The sequence below is a fragment of the Vibrio sp. 1S139 genome (assembly GCF_041439475.1).
Lineage (GTDB): Bacteria > Pseudomonadota > Gammaproteobacteria > Enterobacterales > Vibrionaceae > Vibrio > Vibrio crassostreae_C.
This window is the reverse complement of record NZ_JBGOOD010000007.1, coordinates 1-16866: the sequence shown is the minus strand read 5'-3', so window position 1 is coordinate 16866 and position 16866 is coordinate 1. Positions and strand designations below refer to the sequence as shown.

Below are 16866 nucleotides of genomic sequence, written 5' to 3'. Positions count from 1 at the left end.
TATTCATAATAAAAATGAGTTATTTATCCAATCCTCATCCACTAATTATATAATTTTTAAAGCAAAGACCTTCGAAATCCGCTAACCTTGTTCGCAAGTGGCTTAGTTGTTTTGGTATCTGCAGTAAAAATAATGAACAAAGACGAATTTCAGAAATCCACCGCAAATCTAAAAAAAGCGGTGCCTCTTATGATGAAGAACAGGGTGTCAACGACACCTGCAAATTACGCACTTTGGTACACCTATGTCGATAACGCTATTCCCCAGCTAACTCAAGACATGGATGGTGTTTTAGAACACTACGGTATTTGTCCTCCTGCCGTTGGTGAGCAGCTATACAACAATTATGTTGCCAGCAAATCCGAAACCAATATCAATGACCTTCGCGCTAATTTGGAACTGTTAGTTTCTGAAGTTTCCAATTCAATGAATGACACCCTGACCGACACCTCCGCTTTTTCTGACATGATCGATAAAAGCTTCGAGGACTTGGCTCGTGTTGATAATGAAAGCCTATCTATTGATGAAGTCATGTCCTTAGTTCGACAGCTGGTGTCTGAATCCCGTCATATTCGTCACTCTACTCAGTTTTTAAACTCTCAGCTAAACTCTGCAACCTCAGAGATCACCAAGCTAAAAACCCAGTTAGTAGAAGTTCAGAAAGATGCGCTTTTCGATAGTACAACCACACTCTATAACCGTCGCTCTTTCGACCGTGACATAGAAACCCTGTGTGAAGCACAACAATCTTTGTGTCTGATTCTTCTCGATATCGACCACTTTAAAAATTTCAACGACACCTATGGCCACTTGTTTGGCGATATGGTGCTTAAAGCGATCGCTCGCAAGCTGAAGTTAAGTTGCCGTGAAGGTATTTCTGCCTATCGATTTGGTGGTGAAGAGTTCGCGCTGATTGTGCCTAACAAGTCTTTGCGTATTGCTCGTCAACTCGCTGATACCAATCGTCGCTCTCTAGAAAAGCTGTCGATTAAAGATCGCCGCAGTGGTCAACAAGTCGGCAGTATCACTGCATCGTTTGGTGTCGCTGAACTTGAACCCGGCGAATCAGCTCAATCGCTGATTGAACGTGCTGATAAGCTACTTTATGAAGCGAAATCACTTGGCCGTAACCGAGTCATGCCTTTGTAAAACACACCAACAATGCTCTTATCGACATATTAGTCGGCTCGTATTGAGACTAGAAAGCCCCAAAGTTCATTATCTTCGGGGCTTTTTTTCTTTAGTTGTATAAATTACTTTAGCTAACTAGGATTCACCGTTAGATCTGGAAGCAATAATTCAAGCAGTAGTCTTCACCACTCTTTGCTCTGAACTCTTTATCTTCACTGCATGCCTTTGGTTTACCCTTTGCGTCACCTTGAATCAAACTGATCCAGTGGCGCATCGCTGCAATGGTCTCTTCACGCATTGTGGTTGTTGCTTCCATTGGTGATTGGCCAAACGTGGTGCATGATTCCAACTGAATATCATCAATTTCTACTAGCTCAATACAACCTGTCCCTTTGTGGCAACCAAACATCACCTCTAGGTGGCTGCCACTGCCATCTCGAAACAAGATAGAGTCTGGGTCGTTCTTCTCACCCATGTACGCTACAAACTGCTTAGGGTGCTTCAGACCGCTGTGCTGACCGTCTTTAAAGTAAGCCATAATATGGCGGTAATCGACTACGTAGCTGGTTACGTCTTGATGTGAGCCATTCTCTAGTGGGAATAGTCGATCAAGCAGCTGCTTTGCTTTCACTTGCTTTTCAGTTTGCTGATTAGCATTGATTGTCTCCACGGCAAAGACAGCTTCAGCGATAAATGGCTTTGATTGTTTTTGGATTTCTGTTTTATCGAATGTAAGCATATTCATAGTCTTTCCCTCTTGACCAGTCCGGTGATAACCACCGATTTCTACAGCAAAAATGTGTCCTAGAGCAATTATTCCAAACTAACGTTTAATTTATTTGTCATTTTGTGAATTGCTTAGTTTGTAGATTAGCGCTTTTTTACATACAATTTCACAACAAAAATTTTACAATGTGAATTTTACAAATATGGCCTTGTCAAAAAGTTTAGTTCGTCAGTCACATTTCCTAGGTACGAAAATACGTAACCTAAGAAAACGTAACCATTTAACGATGGAAGACCTGTCTGCGCGTTGTATTAGAATCGACCCAGAATGTGCTCCTTCCGTTTCTTACCTTTCAATGATTGAACGTGGAAAGCGGGTTCCGAGCATCGATATGCTGGAAGTGATTGCACAGGTCTTTCAGAAGAATCCGACGTGGTTCCTCGACGACGAATCTGAACAACAAGCCATTGCTCCTGATAAGGGGAATCGTGGTGGGATAAGTGGCATGGCGCTCGAGCCGAGCTTCCTATTCTCAAACGACATCCTGCAAATTGCGATTCCTGAGATGCTGTCACAAACGGGCATTTCAGGCCGCCAGTTTGCGCACCTCTTGATTCGAGCACACCAAGAGAGCAACCAGAACCACTTCCCTGACCTTGAGCGCGCTGCGGAAGAAGTAGGCTTAAAACGTCTTAACCTCAGCGTAGAAGACCTGATAGACATCGCTAGAAGCCTAGGAATCAACATCCGCTGGGTGACGCGCACGCCGCAAGACGTCGTCGATGAGCTCGGAATTAACGCTAAGCAGTTAGTGACCTCCTTCTTTGAGCCTCCCGGTACTATCTTCTTAAACGAGATTCTTAAAGAGTATCCAACTCGTCTGAAATACGACCTTTCGGTTTATATCGGTCATTGCATTCTGCACAGCAAAGAAGGCCTAAAGAGTGTGTTGTCGGTCGGTAACAACAACACGTGGGACGACAACCAGGTATCAGGCTCTTCACAGCTCAACTCCCAAGATATTCTTCAAGCATGGCGAGACTTTGAATCCAGCTTCTTTGCTGGCGCACTTCTGTGCCCGAAAGTCCCGTTTAGGCAGCTACTTGACCGCACTGGTTACGAAATCGACGTTCACAAAAGAGCAGGGGTTTCCCCCTCTGTTGCGATGCGTCGAATGACTGTAGTATCGCCCTACCCTCACTGGCACTACTTTGATGCTTATGGGCCGGGGAAACTCAAGGCGGTATATCGCGGGAACGGGATTCCGCTACCTTGGGGAAATATGAGAACGGTCGCTGACCCATGTCAACATTGGGCTGTGTTCCGTCGATTATCAGAACCTCGAGCGGGAAGCTCGGCTCAAATCTCCATTTTGAACGTGGGTGATGAGCCAAGAATCTACTGCTGTGAATCCATCAATATGACGGATCCTGCGGGTAACAATCGTGTGTTGTGTGCTGGTATAGATCTCAACCCTGCGATTGATGCTCAAGGCGGTAATTCAAGAGACATAGCAGAGCAGCTTAAAGCGTCATGCGTTAACAATGGTGGCTCTGTGGCAATTCCGCGTAACATCAAAAAAGATCTCACGACAATAGCCAAGATTCTAAATATAAATTGGATTGAACGTGGGATTGAGACAGAGGCGAGGCTTATCTGCTCCAGAGGTGGAGAATGCCCACGCCAACCAAGCTGTTACTCTAAGTGTGGTGAGTAAAAAAGTAATAACAAAAAATAGAACCTAAATTTCAGGCAAAAAAAAACCAATCACAATAAGGGTGATTGGTCATATATTTTGTGTGAACAAAAAAGGTTCACTAACAACGTCAGTTGGCTAGGTGACCCTCGGCTTAAGAAGGGTCACCATTACTAATGCAGCATGCGTGCCAACTTTTAAAACACGTATTTACTACGCATCTGGACACATATCGGCCGGATATCCTTGTTTGTTTTGCAAACTGGAATTGCAAATTGCAAAATTCAACAAAAACGCTAGTGATTATGTTATTATTAATGAATCATTAAAGATTCATTACCCTTCCCAAAAATGTCATATTTCCCTTAGATTCAATCACTTTAAACAGCAATAAACCTCCCCTAGCTTACTCAAGCTATACGGATACTCAACATAAACAACGCCCATAAAAAAACGCGAACATTGAGATTCAATATTCGCGCTTATTCGATTTCTATGACAGAAAGAACTTAACCCACGAGACGCCTTTTTATAAAGCGACTCATGTTCGTTGCTCTTTCAATATCTCAGAAAAGATTACTTCTGAGGAGCTGGCTTAGAACGGCTTCGAGACGGTTTGTTTGTAGAAGGTTTGTTGCTTGTCGGCTTATTTGACGACTTGCTTGGGCCGTAGCTACCGCCGTAACCAGACTTCTTAGGTTTGCCTGCAGGTTTACCCGCGTTGTTTGGCTTACCAGTACCGTTAGATTTACCCGCACCGCTTGGTTTGCTCAGAGTGTTCTGAGCACCTGCGTTATTTGCAGCAGGTTTATTGCCCGCACTACCGCGTTTAAAGTTGCTGCCGTTGTTTCTTACTGATTTATCTTCAGTTGTCGCAGCTGAGTTGTTTTCAGCAGGTTTCTTACCAGATGTCGGCTTACGCTTTGGAGCCGAACCATTACCAGCTACATGACGCTTGTTCTTACCTGCTGGCTTGTGCCCGCGAGCGTTATCACCAGAACGTTGACCATCAGCATGTTCACGTGGCTGTTTTGCTTTCTTCGGTTTCTTAGGCTTGATTGGACGTGAATCCAACCGAGACTCAGGTAACTTATTTACTGGAGAGAAACCTTCCAGTTCACGACGCTCTAGCACTTGTTGAATCAGGCGTTCAATACCGAACAGCTCACCCACTTCATCAGCACAAACCAATGAAATCGCTTTACCTACTTCACCTGCACGGCCAGTACGACCGATACGGTGTACATAGTCTTCTGATACATGAGGAAGATCGAAGTTAACTACTTGAGGCAGTTGCGGGATATCGATACCACGAGCGGCGATATCAGTTGCAACAAGTACTCGTACCTTACCTGTTTTGAAGTTCTCTAAGGCTTTAGTACGTGCACCTTGGCTCTTGTTACCATGGATAGGTGCAGCAGTGATGTCTTGCTCTTCAAGGAAGCGAGCAAGCTTGTTCGCACCGTGTTTCGTCTTGCTGAACACCAACACTTGTTGCCAATCGTTATCTTTGATTAGCTTCGCTAGCATTGCGCTCTTTTTCTTTTTGTCTACTGGGTAGATGCTTTGCTCAACCGTTTTTGCCGTTGAGTTTGCAGGGCTTACTGAAATCTCAACAGGATTGTTCACCAAGCCTTTCGCTAAGCTGCGGATATCATCAGAGAACGTCGCTGAGAACAGTAGGTTCTGACGCTTCTTAGGCAAGAAAGCTAAGATCTTACGAATATCGCGGATGAAACCCATGTCTAGCATGCGGTCCGCTTCATCTAGCACTAGGATTTCTAGTTGGTCAAAACGCACTGCATTTTGGTTGTATAGGTCAAGTAGACGACCAGGTGTTGCCACCAACACGTCACTACCTTTACGCAGTTTTTGCATCTGAGGGTTAATCTTCACACCACCAAACACTACCGTCGAAGTCAGCGGTAAGTTAATACCGTACTTCACTACGCTGCCATTCACTTGCGCAGCAAGCTCACGAGTTGGCGTTAGCACGAGCGCACGAACTTGGTTCTGACGTACGCGAGTACCTTTCGATAACATTTCAAGAATAGGTAGCGTGAAGCCTGCAGTTTTACCTGTACCTGTTTGAGCAGCGGCCATAACATCTTTGCCCGTTAGGACAGCTGGCACGGCTTTCTCTTGTATTGGTGATGGCTTATCGTAACCTTGTGCTTCAATAGCTTTAAGGATCGGTTCAGAAAGGCCAAGGGAGGTAAAACTCATAGATTATTTTCTCAGTTGAATAACATTTAGTATGAGCAACACGTTAAAAAGTGCGTTGCTTCAGCTTTTGCTCATCAAATACATTGATACGGAGCAAAGCGCGGTATTCTGAGGCTTTTCCCCCCATTCAGCAACTAAATTCTAATCGCAGCTAAAATTCAACCTAGATAACTTGTCGCTTCTGTTCGTACATTTTTTCATCAGCGGCTTTCAAGAGCGCATCGACATCATTGTAGCTACTATTGTGAATAACCCAACCCACACTGATTCTGAGATAAATAGAGTGCGCTTCGTACACAACTGGCGCCGAGCATATCGCCTTTCGTAGTTTAGTCACGATTGAAGATACGTGTTGATCATCGATGATGCGTGGCAACAAGACCAAGAACTCATCACCGCCTATCCTTGCAACGATATCTGAAACACGCAGCTCACTTCTTATGCGGTTAGCACACTCGATCAATACCTGATCGCCTGCCGCGTGACCATAAGTGTCGTTGATTGCTTTAAACCCATCGAGGTCGATATTTACAACAGCAAAGGTTCTCGCTCTCTGTTTTTGAGTGGTTTTGAAGGCCTGCTTGAGGCTATACATGAAGTATCGACGATTCGGCAACATCGTTAACTCATCATGCATAGAGCGGCTATCTGCAATGCGGTAAAGGCGATAAATAGTAAAGAAAGCAAACGCCAGCACTAATATTATGGAGTAGCCCACCAGCCTTACCGCTTGGATGCGATACCAAGGCTCATCCATCAATACATGTTCGTTACCGGAGAGAGCAAGGTACCAACCCCCGTATGGAAAACTCACCTGTTCAGTGGTAAACGCATTATCGAACACATCCTGAGTACCATAAAAGACAGCGCCATCTTTACCTGAACTGTTTGCACCACGAATTGCTAATTCATACTTGTTCTCTATCTTGCCGATTCCAACATCTTCAAACAGCTCATCTAAACCGATAACAGCACTGGAGACACCCCAATAATCTTGATTAAAAGGCGGATCTCGGAAGATCGGAGTACGTGTAATAAGGGCTTGCCCACCTTGAAACAACTCAAAGGGACCAGCAATAAAGGTGTTGCCAAGATTACGGGCTATCTCAACAGACTCCCATTGATTTGGGTGATCACGATAATTAATACCGAGAATCTGCTCATTACCTTCCAGCGGGTAAACAAAATTTAGAATGTCGTCTTTGGCGAGTCCGATAAGTCGAATATGGAAGCCATCTTGAATGATATTCTCTGCAATCTTATCCCAATTTTTTACCTCTCCATCGGGGTTGATGGTCACTAAGGTCGAGAAATTATTGAGGATATACATATCTGACACGATCGCGGCTTCAATCCGAGAACGAATAATGGATAGTTGCTTTTTTGCCTCTGAATACGATTCGTTTTTAAGAAAAGTTAATTGCTTGGCATTTACGAACCTCTAACACTATTGTTCTATATACTGCCTTATAACGGCTCATTTCTGGCTTATTGCTCCAGTATGCCGCTAAGTCATTAAAAATCCATACTAACGTCGACTATCTATCAAATATTGGGTGATCCATCACTTCAAACTTCTTTACTAAACGAATGGTTTAATCAAAAAGGGTTAGTGAACCTTATAAAGCTTACATTGTATTGACTCAACGCTTACATTGAAGGATTCATCAATGTTATTTTACATAGACTAATAATCAGCTTGGTACCTCACGACATGAAGTTAAAAACTATCACACTGTGTACATTGCTATCAGCCTCGGTTGCCGTTCACGCACAAGAAAACGTTCAAGCGCCAACCGCAGTGAACGTTCAATCCCAAGCAGATTCGCTCAATTCTCAAGAACAATCTTTCAAGCAATCTGCAGACCTAATTCGCACCACCTACGAAAGCCAGCTTTACACCCTGCCTGCATTCAAAGAAGGTCACTACGGGCTGCGCATGTATCGTCAAACATTAGACGATAAGTATTCAGCGGCGGTGTGGAGCGACATGGCTCGAGTGGCAAGCAAGCTCAGCACCCTGTCGAATGACGTTCAAACCATGGAACAAATCGTACTCTACTCAGAGAAGCGAGTTGCATCTTATATTGGTGATAACGATGAGCGCAGTATTCGACGCTACAACATCACCAAGCACATGCCTGAATACCTTTACCTTGGTGTTGACCTTCTAGGCTCTATGGCTCGTGCTAACGAATACGGTTTAGAACACAAGAACGATGCCAAGCTACGCGAAATCATTCGTCGCTATGACTTCTCACGATACGTGACCAATGAAGACATGGTGAAAGCGTGGGCCGCTCAATTAGCGAATCAGGTTTACTGGTTGCGCCAACTGGGTGAGCAGGATGTCGTTGATGAGTTTGTCGATACCTTCAAAAAAGCCTACCCAGATTCGCAAGACAGGAAGCTTTCAAGCCAGCAATACGGCAATAAGATCTATGGTATGACCCATGTGATCTTTGGTGATTCAGAATATTACCAACATCAAGTAAGCGAACAAGACCATCAATGGATCTACGATTACTTCAGAGAAAACATCGATACGATTCTGCTGCGTGCGAAAGAAGATGTGATTGCTGAGGTTGGATTAACCTTCTTATTGGCAGGTTTAGAAGATGACCCAGTTCTAGAGAAAACTCGACTCGCGATTCAAGCTTCAATCGATGAGAAACAAGGCATGATCCCTTCTATCACTGGTGATTTTGATCTTGAGTACGGTGAACACCGCAACGTGTTAGCAATCATGCTACTCGATTGGCAGCAAGTGAATGAAGCGCCGACTTATGAAGGCAACCCTAAGGTGTTTACTAACATCCCTTACGGACTCATTAAAAACCAACCACCGAAGAACTAGCAACATACCTAGCCTAGGTTCATCATAGAACCCAAAAAGCCTCATACCTTTCAAGGCTGCGGCTTTTTGCTGTTTACTACGTCAGTACTCGTATCAAAAGTTGTTAATATCAAAACCTGCGTAAAGATAAAAACAAAGACGACATCAAGCTCCTGACACGGCTTTGTTCATCACTATCGTAAAATCCCCTTCTGCGTAGCCCTCCGTTAAAGAGACATCATCGCAGAGCGTTTTACAGAAACGATAGACACCTTGAGGGTGATAACTCATCAAGGTATTACGCGAAGGATACTGGCTTGAGTTGAGAAGATTAAAAATCACCGTCTGATTCGCCAGTTCATACATGCGAGTAATCATGTTTGTCAGATAATCAGAATCACGAGAGATGTAGTTCAGTGAACCACTAGCGATGACAATGTCGTGCGCCTCAAGGTTCATTTTGCTCATATCACCCGCCAAAAACTGACAACGATCTTCTGTGTAGTTTTGCTTCGCCTTCTTAAGAAAGCCTGCGTGTTGGTCAACGCCGGTATAAGATTGAATACGATAGATGCTGTCGAGCAGTTCAAACAGCTCGCCATAGCCGCAACCCAAATCTAAAACACTCTTCTTTTCGAAGTCCGCCGCACGAGCGATTACTTCAAAGCGACACAATTGACTCTCTTCGCTAGTCCAACCTAAAGCTTTAGCCTTGTCGCCATTCGAGCGGTTAGTTTGTTTCCGATGATAGCGATACACCTTCCAACGATCGAGCCAGTGCATTCAAATCAGCCCTACTTCAATGAACATCAGCACACCTTGATAAGATTAAGCTTTAGAACTTGAAGAAAAGAGCCCACCGATTTTATAACCGATCGCATAGCAAACCACGGCGACAGTAACAAACACCAATGCCGAGAAGAAATACGCTACAGACGCTGCGACACCAGCCCCCCACACCACGCTGAACACCAAACCGAGATAAGCCTCTTTTGGCCACTGGTAGATAGGAAACTGAGCGCCGCCAGCAATTAGGTAAACCATCGCAAACAAGCCAATGAAGGTAACAATAAGACCGATGAGAACGCGAATGTTCATGGAGAGACCCTTGATTAATTTAGCTTGGTTGCCATTGTTCCTAATCGAAAGCGGATATGCTTAGTCGGAACCGAATATTCTCAATCGAAATCGAATATTCTCAATCGAAATCGAATGTTCTTAATCGAAGCCGAATGTTATTAATCGCAACCTGATGATATTCAAGTATATCGGATAAAAGGAACTGGCTCTATTACTCTTCCGAGTGAGCTTTTACTCACGATAGACAAATCACAGTCGACGGCCAAACCTGATTTCGCCTGATTAACAGGCACAAAAAAGCGGACACCCTCCTTACGTTAACTCCGTAAGTAAAGTGTCCGCTTTAACTGAATATAGCTTAAAGCAGGATGAAAATACCCGCTAAGCATGCACTCATTAGGTTTGCTAGCGTACCAGCAGCTACAGCTTTCAAACCTAAGTTTGCAACTTCAGCACGGCGCTCTGGTGCCATAACACCGATTGAACCTAACTGAATCGCGATAGAACCAATGTTAGCAAAGCCACATAGAGCAAAAGTCACGATCACTTGGCTGTGTTCAGATAACAGAGCTTTGTTCTCAACGAAGTCGATAAAAGCAACAAACTCGTTCATAACGATCTTCTGACCGATGTAAGAACCTGCCATCAATACTTCATCACTCGGGATACCGATCAGCCATGCAAGAGGCGAGAACAGGTAACCGAAGATAGCTTGCAGCGTAATGCCCGCAAAACCGAACGTTTCACCTAGGCTTTCTAGGCCAGTGTTGACCATCGCAATCACACTCACGAAGGCAACCAACATTGTACCAACCGCTACTGCAACCTTCATACCGTTCATCGCGCCGCTTGCCAATGCATCAATCACGTTGCTTTGGTCAGCTTTATCGAGCTCAATGTGGTCGTAGTCACTTGGTGTGCTGCGCTCAGGAACAATGATCTTCGCCATTAACAGGCTACCCGGAGCCGCCATAAAGCTTGCAGCGATAAGGTATTTAAGCTCAACACCAAGGCCAGCATAACCACCAAGTACACTACCCGCTACCGACGCCATACCACCTGCCATTACAGCAAACAGTTCCGAACGAGTCATAGACTTTAAAAAGGGACGAATAAGAAGAGGAGACTCACCCTGAGAAAGGAAGATATTACCTGTAGCAACCAGAGATTCAGCTTTACTTGTACCCAGCAGTTTTTGCACCGCTCCGCCCAAGATTTGAATCACTTTTTGCATGACGCCTAAGTAATAAAGCGCAGAAATCAAAGCACTGAAGAAGATAATGATTGGAAGCACGCGAACCGCGAAAATGAAGCCTTCAGTAGCAAGGTCACCGAAAAGGAATGCGATACCAACGTCTGCAAAACCAAGCAGGCTAGAAACACCATTACTTAGGCTTGTTAGCGCCAATTGTCCCCATGGGAAATACAATACTAAGGCTGCAAAACCGATTTGAAGTAATAGTGCACGAGAGACCGTTTTCCAGTTAATTGAAGAACGACTTTCAGATAACAGGTACGCGCAAGCAATCAGTGCAAGAACACCGACAAAACCAAATAGAATATTCATAATGTGTCCTAGTAATCCTTAAAGAGTGAACATGAGCCAAGCAAATGACATCAAAGGAAAAGGACAAAGAACCGCAAGCAAAACGCTACGCGATGAAGGAGCTAACAGGGTTAGCGAATGTAACAACGAGTTGTTCATGTAAAAAATCACCTTATACAAGCAGTGGAACGTAGCTGGTCCGGTCCGTGGGGTCATTCACATATCCATGTGACGGCTTGTATTGGCTAAGCACCGGCTTAAAACCGGAAGAGAAGTATAAATAGTTAAATGAGACTTTCATCACATTTTTTAACGCAAACGATCGCGCGGTCAAGGATTAGCCAAAACGTATTGTTTATCGTCGTTTTCGTGCTTCAAAACTGTAAACAATCTGTAGGGAGTTGAATTTGTAATGTTAAGTCTTTAAGTGTGTGAGCGTAATCACTCGGTTAATTCTGTGTGATTCTTACTACTTTTCTGTGCTCTGCCTCATTTCCCGAGACTTCAAGATTCATCTTAAGTTTAGATGCGTATATACTTTGTATGACCTCACCAAATAATTATCTATAAAATACCAATAGAGCTGATTAGATATAACAGCCATCGAGACTAAGAGAGGAAACACGTGAAGAAAATGGAAGCTCCGCACGACATGAACAATGGAGCTAGATTCAAAACAAATAGACACGGCTATGTGACAGTAGTTGAATATTATAATACCTATACTGTTATTGTCGCGTTTGAAAATACTGGAAATATCCGCGCTATCAGTGCGGCGAAATTACGTACAGGTCAACTCACCGATCGTTCTGTCGCGCCTGAATCAATTATGATTGGTGAAAAGGTTGAATCGGTTAAACACGGGATACTAACCATTACTCAAGTTGAATCTGAAAATATTGTGGTACTGACCAATGCCAATAACGAAGAAATTAGAATGTTATTGCCTGCCGTACAGAAAATGAAAGATAAAACAGAAGAAGTCGACAGTGAAAATATTGCCTCCCCAAAACCAACCTCTCTTAGCGAACTGACTAAAAGAAATAAAAAGACCAAAGACGTTAATAGCATGCTTAAGAAAATGCTTACTGACTACGGTCGATACGATTAACTCTCTGTTTTCAACAATAAAGCCTCTATAGATTTATATTCTAATATAAAAATTAGTTAAGCCTGCCTTTCTCAATAAAATACGTTGCATATTCGAGTGAAAAGTTAAATTTGATCAAAGTCTCACTCTGGATCTTTACTACAAATTAACGAGATCTCCATCACAATCTCATTTTAGTTTTGTGATGGGGATCTTATTGAAATCTGAATACTTCCATTACTATGCTCTCACACAATAAGAGAACGAAGTTTCTCAACCCCTAAAATCCAATTGAGACAAATATTATGAAAAAGATTCTTGTAGTTTGCGGTAACGGCCTTGGTACTTCTCTAATGATGGAAATGGCAGTAAAAGAAGTCGCTAAAAAAATCGGTTTCGAAGCAGAAGTTGATCACGAAGATCTATCATCTGCAGCATCAAGCAATGCGGATATTTGGGTTGCAGCAACAGACGTTGCAAACCAACTAAAAGACGCTGGTAAAGAGAATATCATCAGCCTTAAAAATATTTTTGACAAAGCATCTATTGAAGAACAACTAAAAACTTTCATGTAAGGTCAAAATTATGCAAAACTTTTTCGAGTTCATGCTCGGCTTATTAAAAGAGCCGGCGATCATGGTAGGTTTAATTGCTTTTATCGGCCTGGTTGCACAAAAAGCAGATGTTTCTACCATTCTAAAAGGCACAATTAAAACCGTAATGGGTTTCCTAATTTTAGGTTTTGGTGCTGGCGCTCTTGTTGGCGCACTAAATAACTTCTCTGTTGTATTTACTGAAGCATTCGGCGTAAGTGGTGTTATTCCAAATAACGAAGCAATTGTTGCACTAGCGCAAGAAGCATTCGGTTATGAAATGGCTCTAATTATGTTCTTCGCATTCGTTGTGAATATTTTATTGGCTCGTTTAACACCTTTAAAATATATTTTCTTAACGGGTCACCACACAATGTTCATGTCTATGCTGGTAGCGGTAATCCTGTCTACAGCTAACATCGAAGGCACTGCTCTCGTTGCAATCGGCTCGATCATTGTGGGTTCACTGATGGTTATCATGCCTGCACTTGCTCAAAAATACACAGAGAAAGTGATGGGTACTGATCAGTTGGCGATGGGTCACTTCTCAACGTTCTCATACTTAGTATCGGGTTACATTGGTAGCAAGTTTGGTGACACTTCAAAATCAACAGAAGACATCAACGTACCTAAAAGCCTAATGTTCCTGCGTGATACGCCAGTTGCTGTAGCAACAACAATGGCTATCTTCTTTATGTTTGCCTCAATTGTTGCTGGCGGTGACTTTGTTGAAACAGTATCAGGCGGTCAAAACTGGGTAGTATTCACCTTCATGCAATCTCTTGTGTTTGCCGGTGGTGTTTACATCGTACTGCAAGGTGTGAAGATGCTGATTGCTGAAATCGTTCCTGCATTCAAAGGTATCTCTGACAAGCTAGTACCGGGCGCAAAACCTGCTCTAGACTGCCCTATGGTATTCCCTGTAGCACCAAACGCGGTACTTATCGGTTTCCTTTGTTCTTTCGCTGCTGGCCTACTAGCAATGGCAGTTCAAGGCGCGCTTGGCTGGACAATCATTGTAGCTGGCGTCGTTCCACACTTCTTCGTAGGTGGTGCAGCAGGCGTTTACGGTAATGCGACAGGCGGTCTACGCGGTGCAATTCTCGGTTCATTCACGCAAGGTCTGTGTATCTCTTTCCTACCAATGCTACTGCTTCCAGTACTGGGTGGCCTTGGTCTTGAAGCGACAACGTTTGCTGACTTCGACTTCGGCGTTGTTGGTCTTATCCTAGGGTGGATTGTTTCATGAGCTTATTCGATTTAATTGGTAACCAAGGCGTTATCATCAACTCTGAAGAGAACCTAACGGTTGATGCTGCGATAGATGTGACCTGTTCAACACTGCTAGCGAGCAACAAAATCGAAGCAAACTATGTTGAAGCTATCAAGCAAAAACACAAGGATATTGGCGCGTACTATGTTCTAGCACCAAAGATTGCGATGCCTCATGCTCGCCCTGAAGATGGTGTGAACGAAGCATCACTGCAAGTAACGGTATTCAAGAAGGGTGTTGATTTAGAGTCAGAAGACAACGGTGACGTTTACCTTTCGATTACTCTGGCAGCGATGGACTCAGATAGCCACATCCATACGATTATGGCGCTATCAGAGTTGTTCCAAAATGATAATGACATTGATGCCATCATCGCAGCGGAAACTGAGCAAGCGATCATCGAGATCTTAAAGCGATACTAATCTCGATCTAAAAATCCTGATAAGCCCCCATTAAAAAAAGCGATAGCCTCGGCTATCGCTTTTCTGTTTCTGGTGTTTAGTCATTTCGACCGAGTATGAGTTTAGGCGTCACACCTCGAAAGCATTCAGTGGCGTTAAAACGCGTACATTCGTTTGTCTGTCGATAATTCAAAGCAATATTGCGCGTGTTTATTAAGGCACTCAAACACTTCTCGATCCAACTTAAAGTTATCAACGTGGTCCCTCAAAATAGCGAGAGTCTCTTCTAACGTCATGCCTCCACGATAAGGTCGAGACTGAGTTAGCGCTTGAAACACATCCACCACAGCAACAATTCGACTGGGTTGATCCAACTCTTCCGCCGTTTTTCCCATTGGGTAACCCGAACCATCTAACCTTTCATGGTGATTAGATGCCCACTGACAAACCTGAGGTGAACTGAACAACTCCTGCAATGCGAATCGAGTGTCCGTTGCATGGCGTTTAATACAGCAATACTCTTCTTCAGTGAGTAAATCCGGCTTATGCAGAATGTCATTAGGGGTTTGCAGTTTACCGATATCATGGACTAACCCAGCCAGATAGAGTTTGCGCTGAGTGGTGTAGGAATAACCCAGCTGTTTGGCGAGGTATTCTGAAAGCTGCCCAACCTTTAAAGAGTGCTTAAAGGTAAACGAACTTTTGGTATCAACAACATTGGCGATAAACTCGGCAAAGGCCACCGTCTCATCCAGCGACATTTGCTGGGAGAAAAATGGCACAGGTTCAAAGTTATCCCTCATGTTCTCGATGTATGGAATCTCCATAGAAAACCAGAAGTCATCCAAATCAACCAACTCGCACATGTGTTGCACAAGGTTGGTTTCGAACATCTCATCGGCTTGTTCAGTCAAACGTTCAATGATGCTCGCTTTGCCATCTGGTGTTAGGTTTCCATAACGATCAGAAGAGGTTATGCCGTATAGATAATCCACTCTATCAGCAAGCATCACGATAGCTGCTAACTCTTTTTCTAACTCGCTGATATGAATAGCCTTTAGCTCAAACCACGGAGTATGATGATAAAGAACCGGCTTAGCAAATATAGAAAGAACTGGGCACTCTTTTAAGATTTGGTAGCCCTTTTGACAATGGTGATAGCTTGAGTCAGGTACAAACCCAGACGTTAAACTGAGCTGTTCATCAATTTGCGAGACACCACAGTCGTGAATCAAGCCTAACGAAAACGCGAGCTGCGCTTGCTCTTCTTCCCACCCCACACTCAGAGCACATCGATACGCGATATAGCCCACTCTCTGTCCATGATTTTTACTTTCGAAACCGACGTTATCAAGCGCCTTAGCAATACCGAATAGAGCCTTCCTTAAGTCCACGGTCACGTCCTGGCAATGTTGATTCATTATTTAAGCCTAGCATTTTTATATTTTTTATATATTTAGGCCGCTAATACTAATGCATAGCTAATGATTATATACACAACTATTGTAAGGTTTAATGAGTTTCGTGATAGAACCAACGTATCACGAAAAATCCGTGCTACAAATGGTTGCATATTAAAAATCATGCGACATTATAGCCTGCCGACTAAGATTCGCTTAAATAAGCAGCCATAAGAAAAGGAAAGACATGTTTAAAACGGTTATCGACAACGAACTCTCCATCGCATTGGTTGAAGAGAGCTTCGCTTCTCACTACGCGGAAATCTCACAAAGCCAGAATGAGTACCTAAGTCAATGGCTCGTGTGGCCGCCACATTGTAAAACCGAGCAAGACTTTAGGATCTTCATCCAACGCTCGCTACACGATTATGCGGAAGGGAAAAGCATGACCTGTGCGATCGTGTATCAAGACAAGGTCGTCGGTAACTGCAGTTTCAATACTATTGATCATGATAAGCAAAAGGTGACGATAGGTTATTGGTTATCTGAGACATACCAAGGAAAGGGGATTGTGACGCGCGTTGTCCAGAAGCTGATTGATATTGCTTTCAATGAGTTAGATATGGAAAAGGTAGAGATATCAGCCGCAACCGGTAACCAAAGCAGCCGTAAGGTTTGTGAGCGCTTACATTTCACGTTAGAAGGTATCATCACGCGTAACGAAAACTTGAATGGTCGCATCATTGACCACGCTATTTATAGCCTTCATCGCTCTAAGCTCTAAGCTCTAAGCAGTAGTACTAAGAAGTCACTCATAGACAGAACCTTAAGCACTAAGCTCAGCGTAAATTCCGTCTAACGTAATGT

Annotated in this window: 14 protein-coding genes and 1 pseudogene; 8 read left to right on the top strand and 7 right to left on the bottom strand. The window is 43.6% G+C overall.

Translation table 11 applies throughout. From position 1 onward, the window contains the following. Positions 1-132 precede the first annotated feature (132 nt). A complete protein-coding gene (locus ACED46_RS04085) occupies positions 133-1149 on the top strand; it encodes a GGDEF domain-containing protein (protein WP_017060611.1) in 1017 nt (338 codons plus the stop codon). 130 nt (positions 1150-1279) lie between these two features. On the opposite strand, the gene ACED46_RS04080 is transcribed toward ACED46_RS04085, so the two are convergent. After that, positions 1280-1876, bottom strand: a complete 597-nt coding sequence (locus ACED46_RS04080) for a malate synthase (RefSeq protein ID WP_017060610.1) — start codon at positions 1874-1876, stop codon at positions 1280-1282. Between the two features lie 169 nt (positions 1877-2045). Between ACED46_RS04080 and ACED46_RS04075 the strand changes: the two genes are divergently transcribed. Beyond that, positions 2046-3575, top strand: coding sequence for a DUF3612 domain-containing protein (locus ACED46_RS04075; RefSeq protein ID WP_081090203.1), 1530 nt, complete (start codon positions 2046-2048; stop codon positions 3573-3575). Between the two features lie 555 nt (positions 3576-4130). Here ACED46_RS04075 and ACED46_RS04070 read toward each other — a convergent pair. Both ACED46_RS04070 and ACED46_RS04065 read right to left on the bottom strand, forming a co-directional pair. Next, entirely contained in the window at positions 4131-5780 is a 1650-nt protein-coding gene (locus ACED46_RS04070) for a DEAD/DEAH box helicase (protein ID WP_017060608.1), read from the bottom strand. 163 nt (positions 5781-5943) lie between these two features. Beyond that, a pseudogene (locus tag ACED46_RS04065) lies at positions 5944-7218 on the bottom strand (diguanylate cyclase); the annotation flags it as partial. 276 nt (positions 7219-7494) lie between these two features. Here ACED46_RS04065 and ACED46_RS04060 point away from each other — a divergent pair. Continuing rightward, positions 7495-8637: a DUF3541 domain-containing protein gene (locus tag ACED46_RS04060; protein WP_371720943.1), complete on the top strand. Its 1143-nt coding sequence runs from the start codon at positions 7495-7497 to the stop codon at positions 8635-8637. 144 nt (positions 8638-8781) lie between these two features. On the opposite strand, the gene ACED46_RS04055 is transcribed toward ACED46_RS04060, so the two are convergent. From ACED46_RS04055 to ACED46_RS04045, 3 genes are all read right to left on the bottom strand, one after another. Then, entirely contained in the window at positions 8782-9399 is a 618-nt protein-coding gene (locus ACED46_RS04055; protein WP_017064868.1) for a class I SAM-dependent methyltransferase, read from the bottom strand. Between the two features lie 45 nt (positions 9400-9444). After that, complete coding sequence (locus ACED46_RS04050) at positions 9445-9714, bottom strand: hypothetical protein (protein ID WP_017064869.1); 270 nt, start codon at positions 9712-9714, stop codon at positions 9445-9447. Positions 9715-10054: 340 nt separating this feature from the next. Continuing rightward, on the bottom strand, positions 10055-11263 hold the full coding sequence (locus ACED46_RS04045) for a NupC/NupG family nucleoside CNT transporter (RefSeq protein WP_017060598.1): 1209 nt from the start codon (positions 11261-11263) through the stop codon (positions 10055-10057). Positions 11264-11876: 613 nt separating this feature from the next. Here ACED46_RS04045 and ACED46_RS04040 point away from each other — a divergent pair. From ACED46_RS04040 to ACED46_RS04025, 4 genes are all read left to right on the top strand, one after another. Beyond that, positions 11877-12353 (top strand): hypothetical protein, encoded by a 477-nt coding sequence (locus ACED46_RS04040; protein WP_029235263.1) that lies wholly within the window; start codon positions 11877-11879, stop codon positions 12351-12353. 284 nt (positions 12354-12637) lie between these two features. After that, the gene (locus ACED46_RS04035) at positions 12638-12907 is read left to right on the top strand and encodes a PTS sugar transporter subunit IIB (protein WP_017064872.1); all 270 of its coding nucleotides are present in this window, start codon (positions 12638-12640) and stop codon (positions 12905-12907) included. 10 nt (positions 12908-12917) lie between these two features. After that, a complete protein-coding gene (locus tag ACED46_RS04030; RefSeq protein WP_017064873.1) occupies positions 12918-14174 on the top strand; it encodes a PTS ascorbate transporter subunit IIC in 1257 nt (418 codons plus the stop codon). Further along, the gene (locus ACED46_RS04025) at positions 14171-14620 is read left to right on the top strand and encodes a PTS sugar transporter subunit IIA (RefSeq protein ID WP_017064874.1); all 450 of its coding nucleotides are present in this window, start codon (positions 14171-14173) and stop codon (positions 14618-14620) included. The genes ACED46_RS04030 and ACED46_RS04025 overlap by 4 nt, the downstream gene beginning before the upstream one ends. 134 nt (positions 14621-14754) lie before the next feature. On the opposite strand, the gene ACED46_RS04020 is transcribed toward ACED46_RS04025, so the two are convergent. Beyond that, positions 14755-16020, bottom strand: coding sequence for an HD-GYP domain-containing protein (locus tag ACED46_RS04020; protein WP_371720942.1), 1266 nt, complete (start codon positions 16018-16020; stop codon positions 14755-14757). Positions 16021-16246: 226 nt separating this feature from the next. On the opposite strand from ACED46_RS04020, the gene ACED46_RS04015 reads away from it, so the two are divergent. After that, positions 16247-16783, top strand: coding sequence for a GNAT family N-acetyltransferase (locus ACED46_RS04015; protein WP_371720941.1), 537 nt, complete (start codon positions 16247-16249; stop codon positions 16781-16783). Positions 16784-16866: the final 83 nt, after the last annotated feature.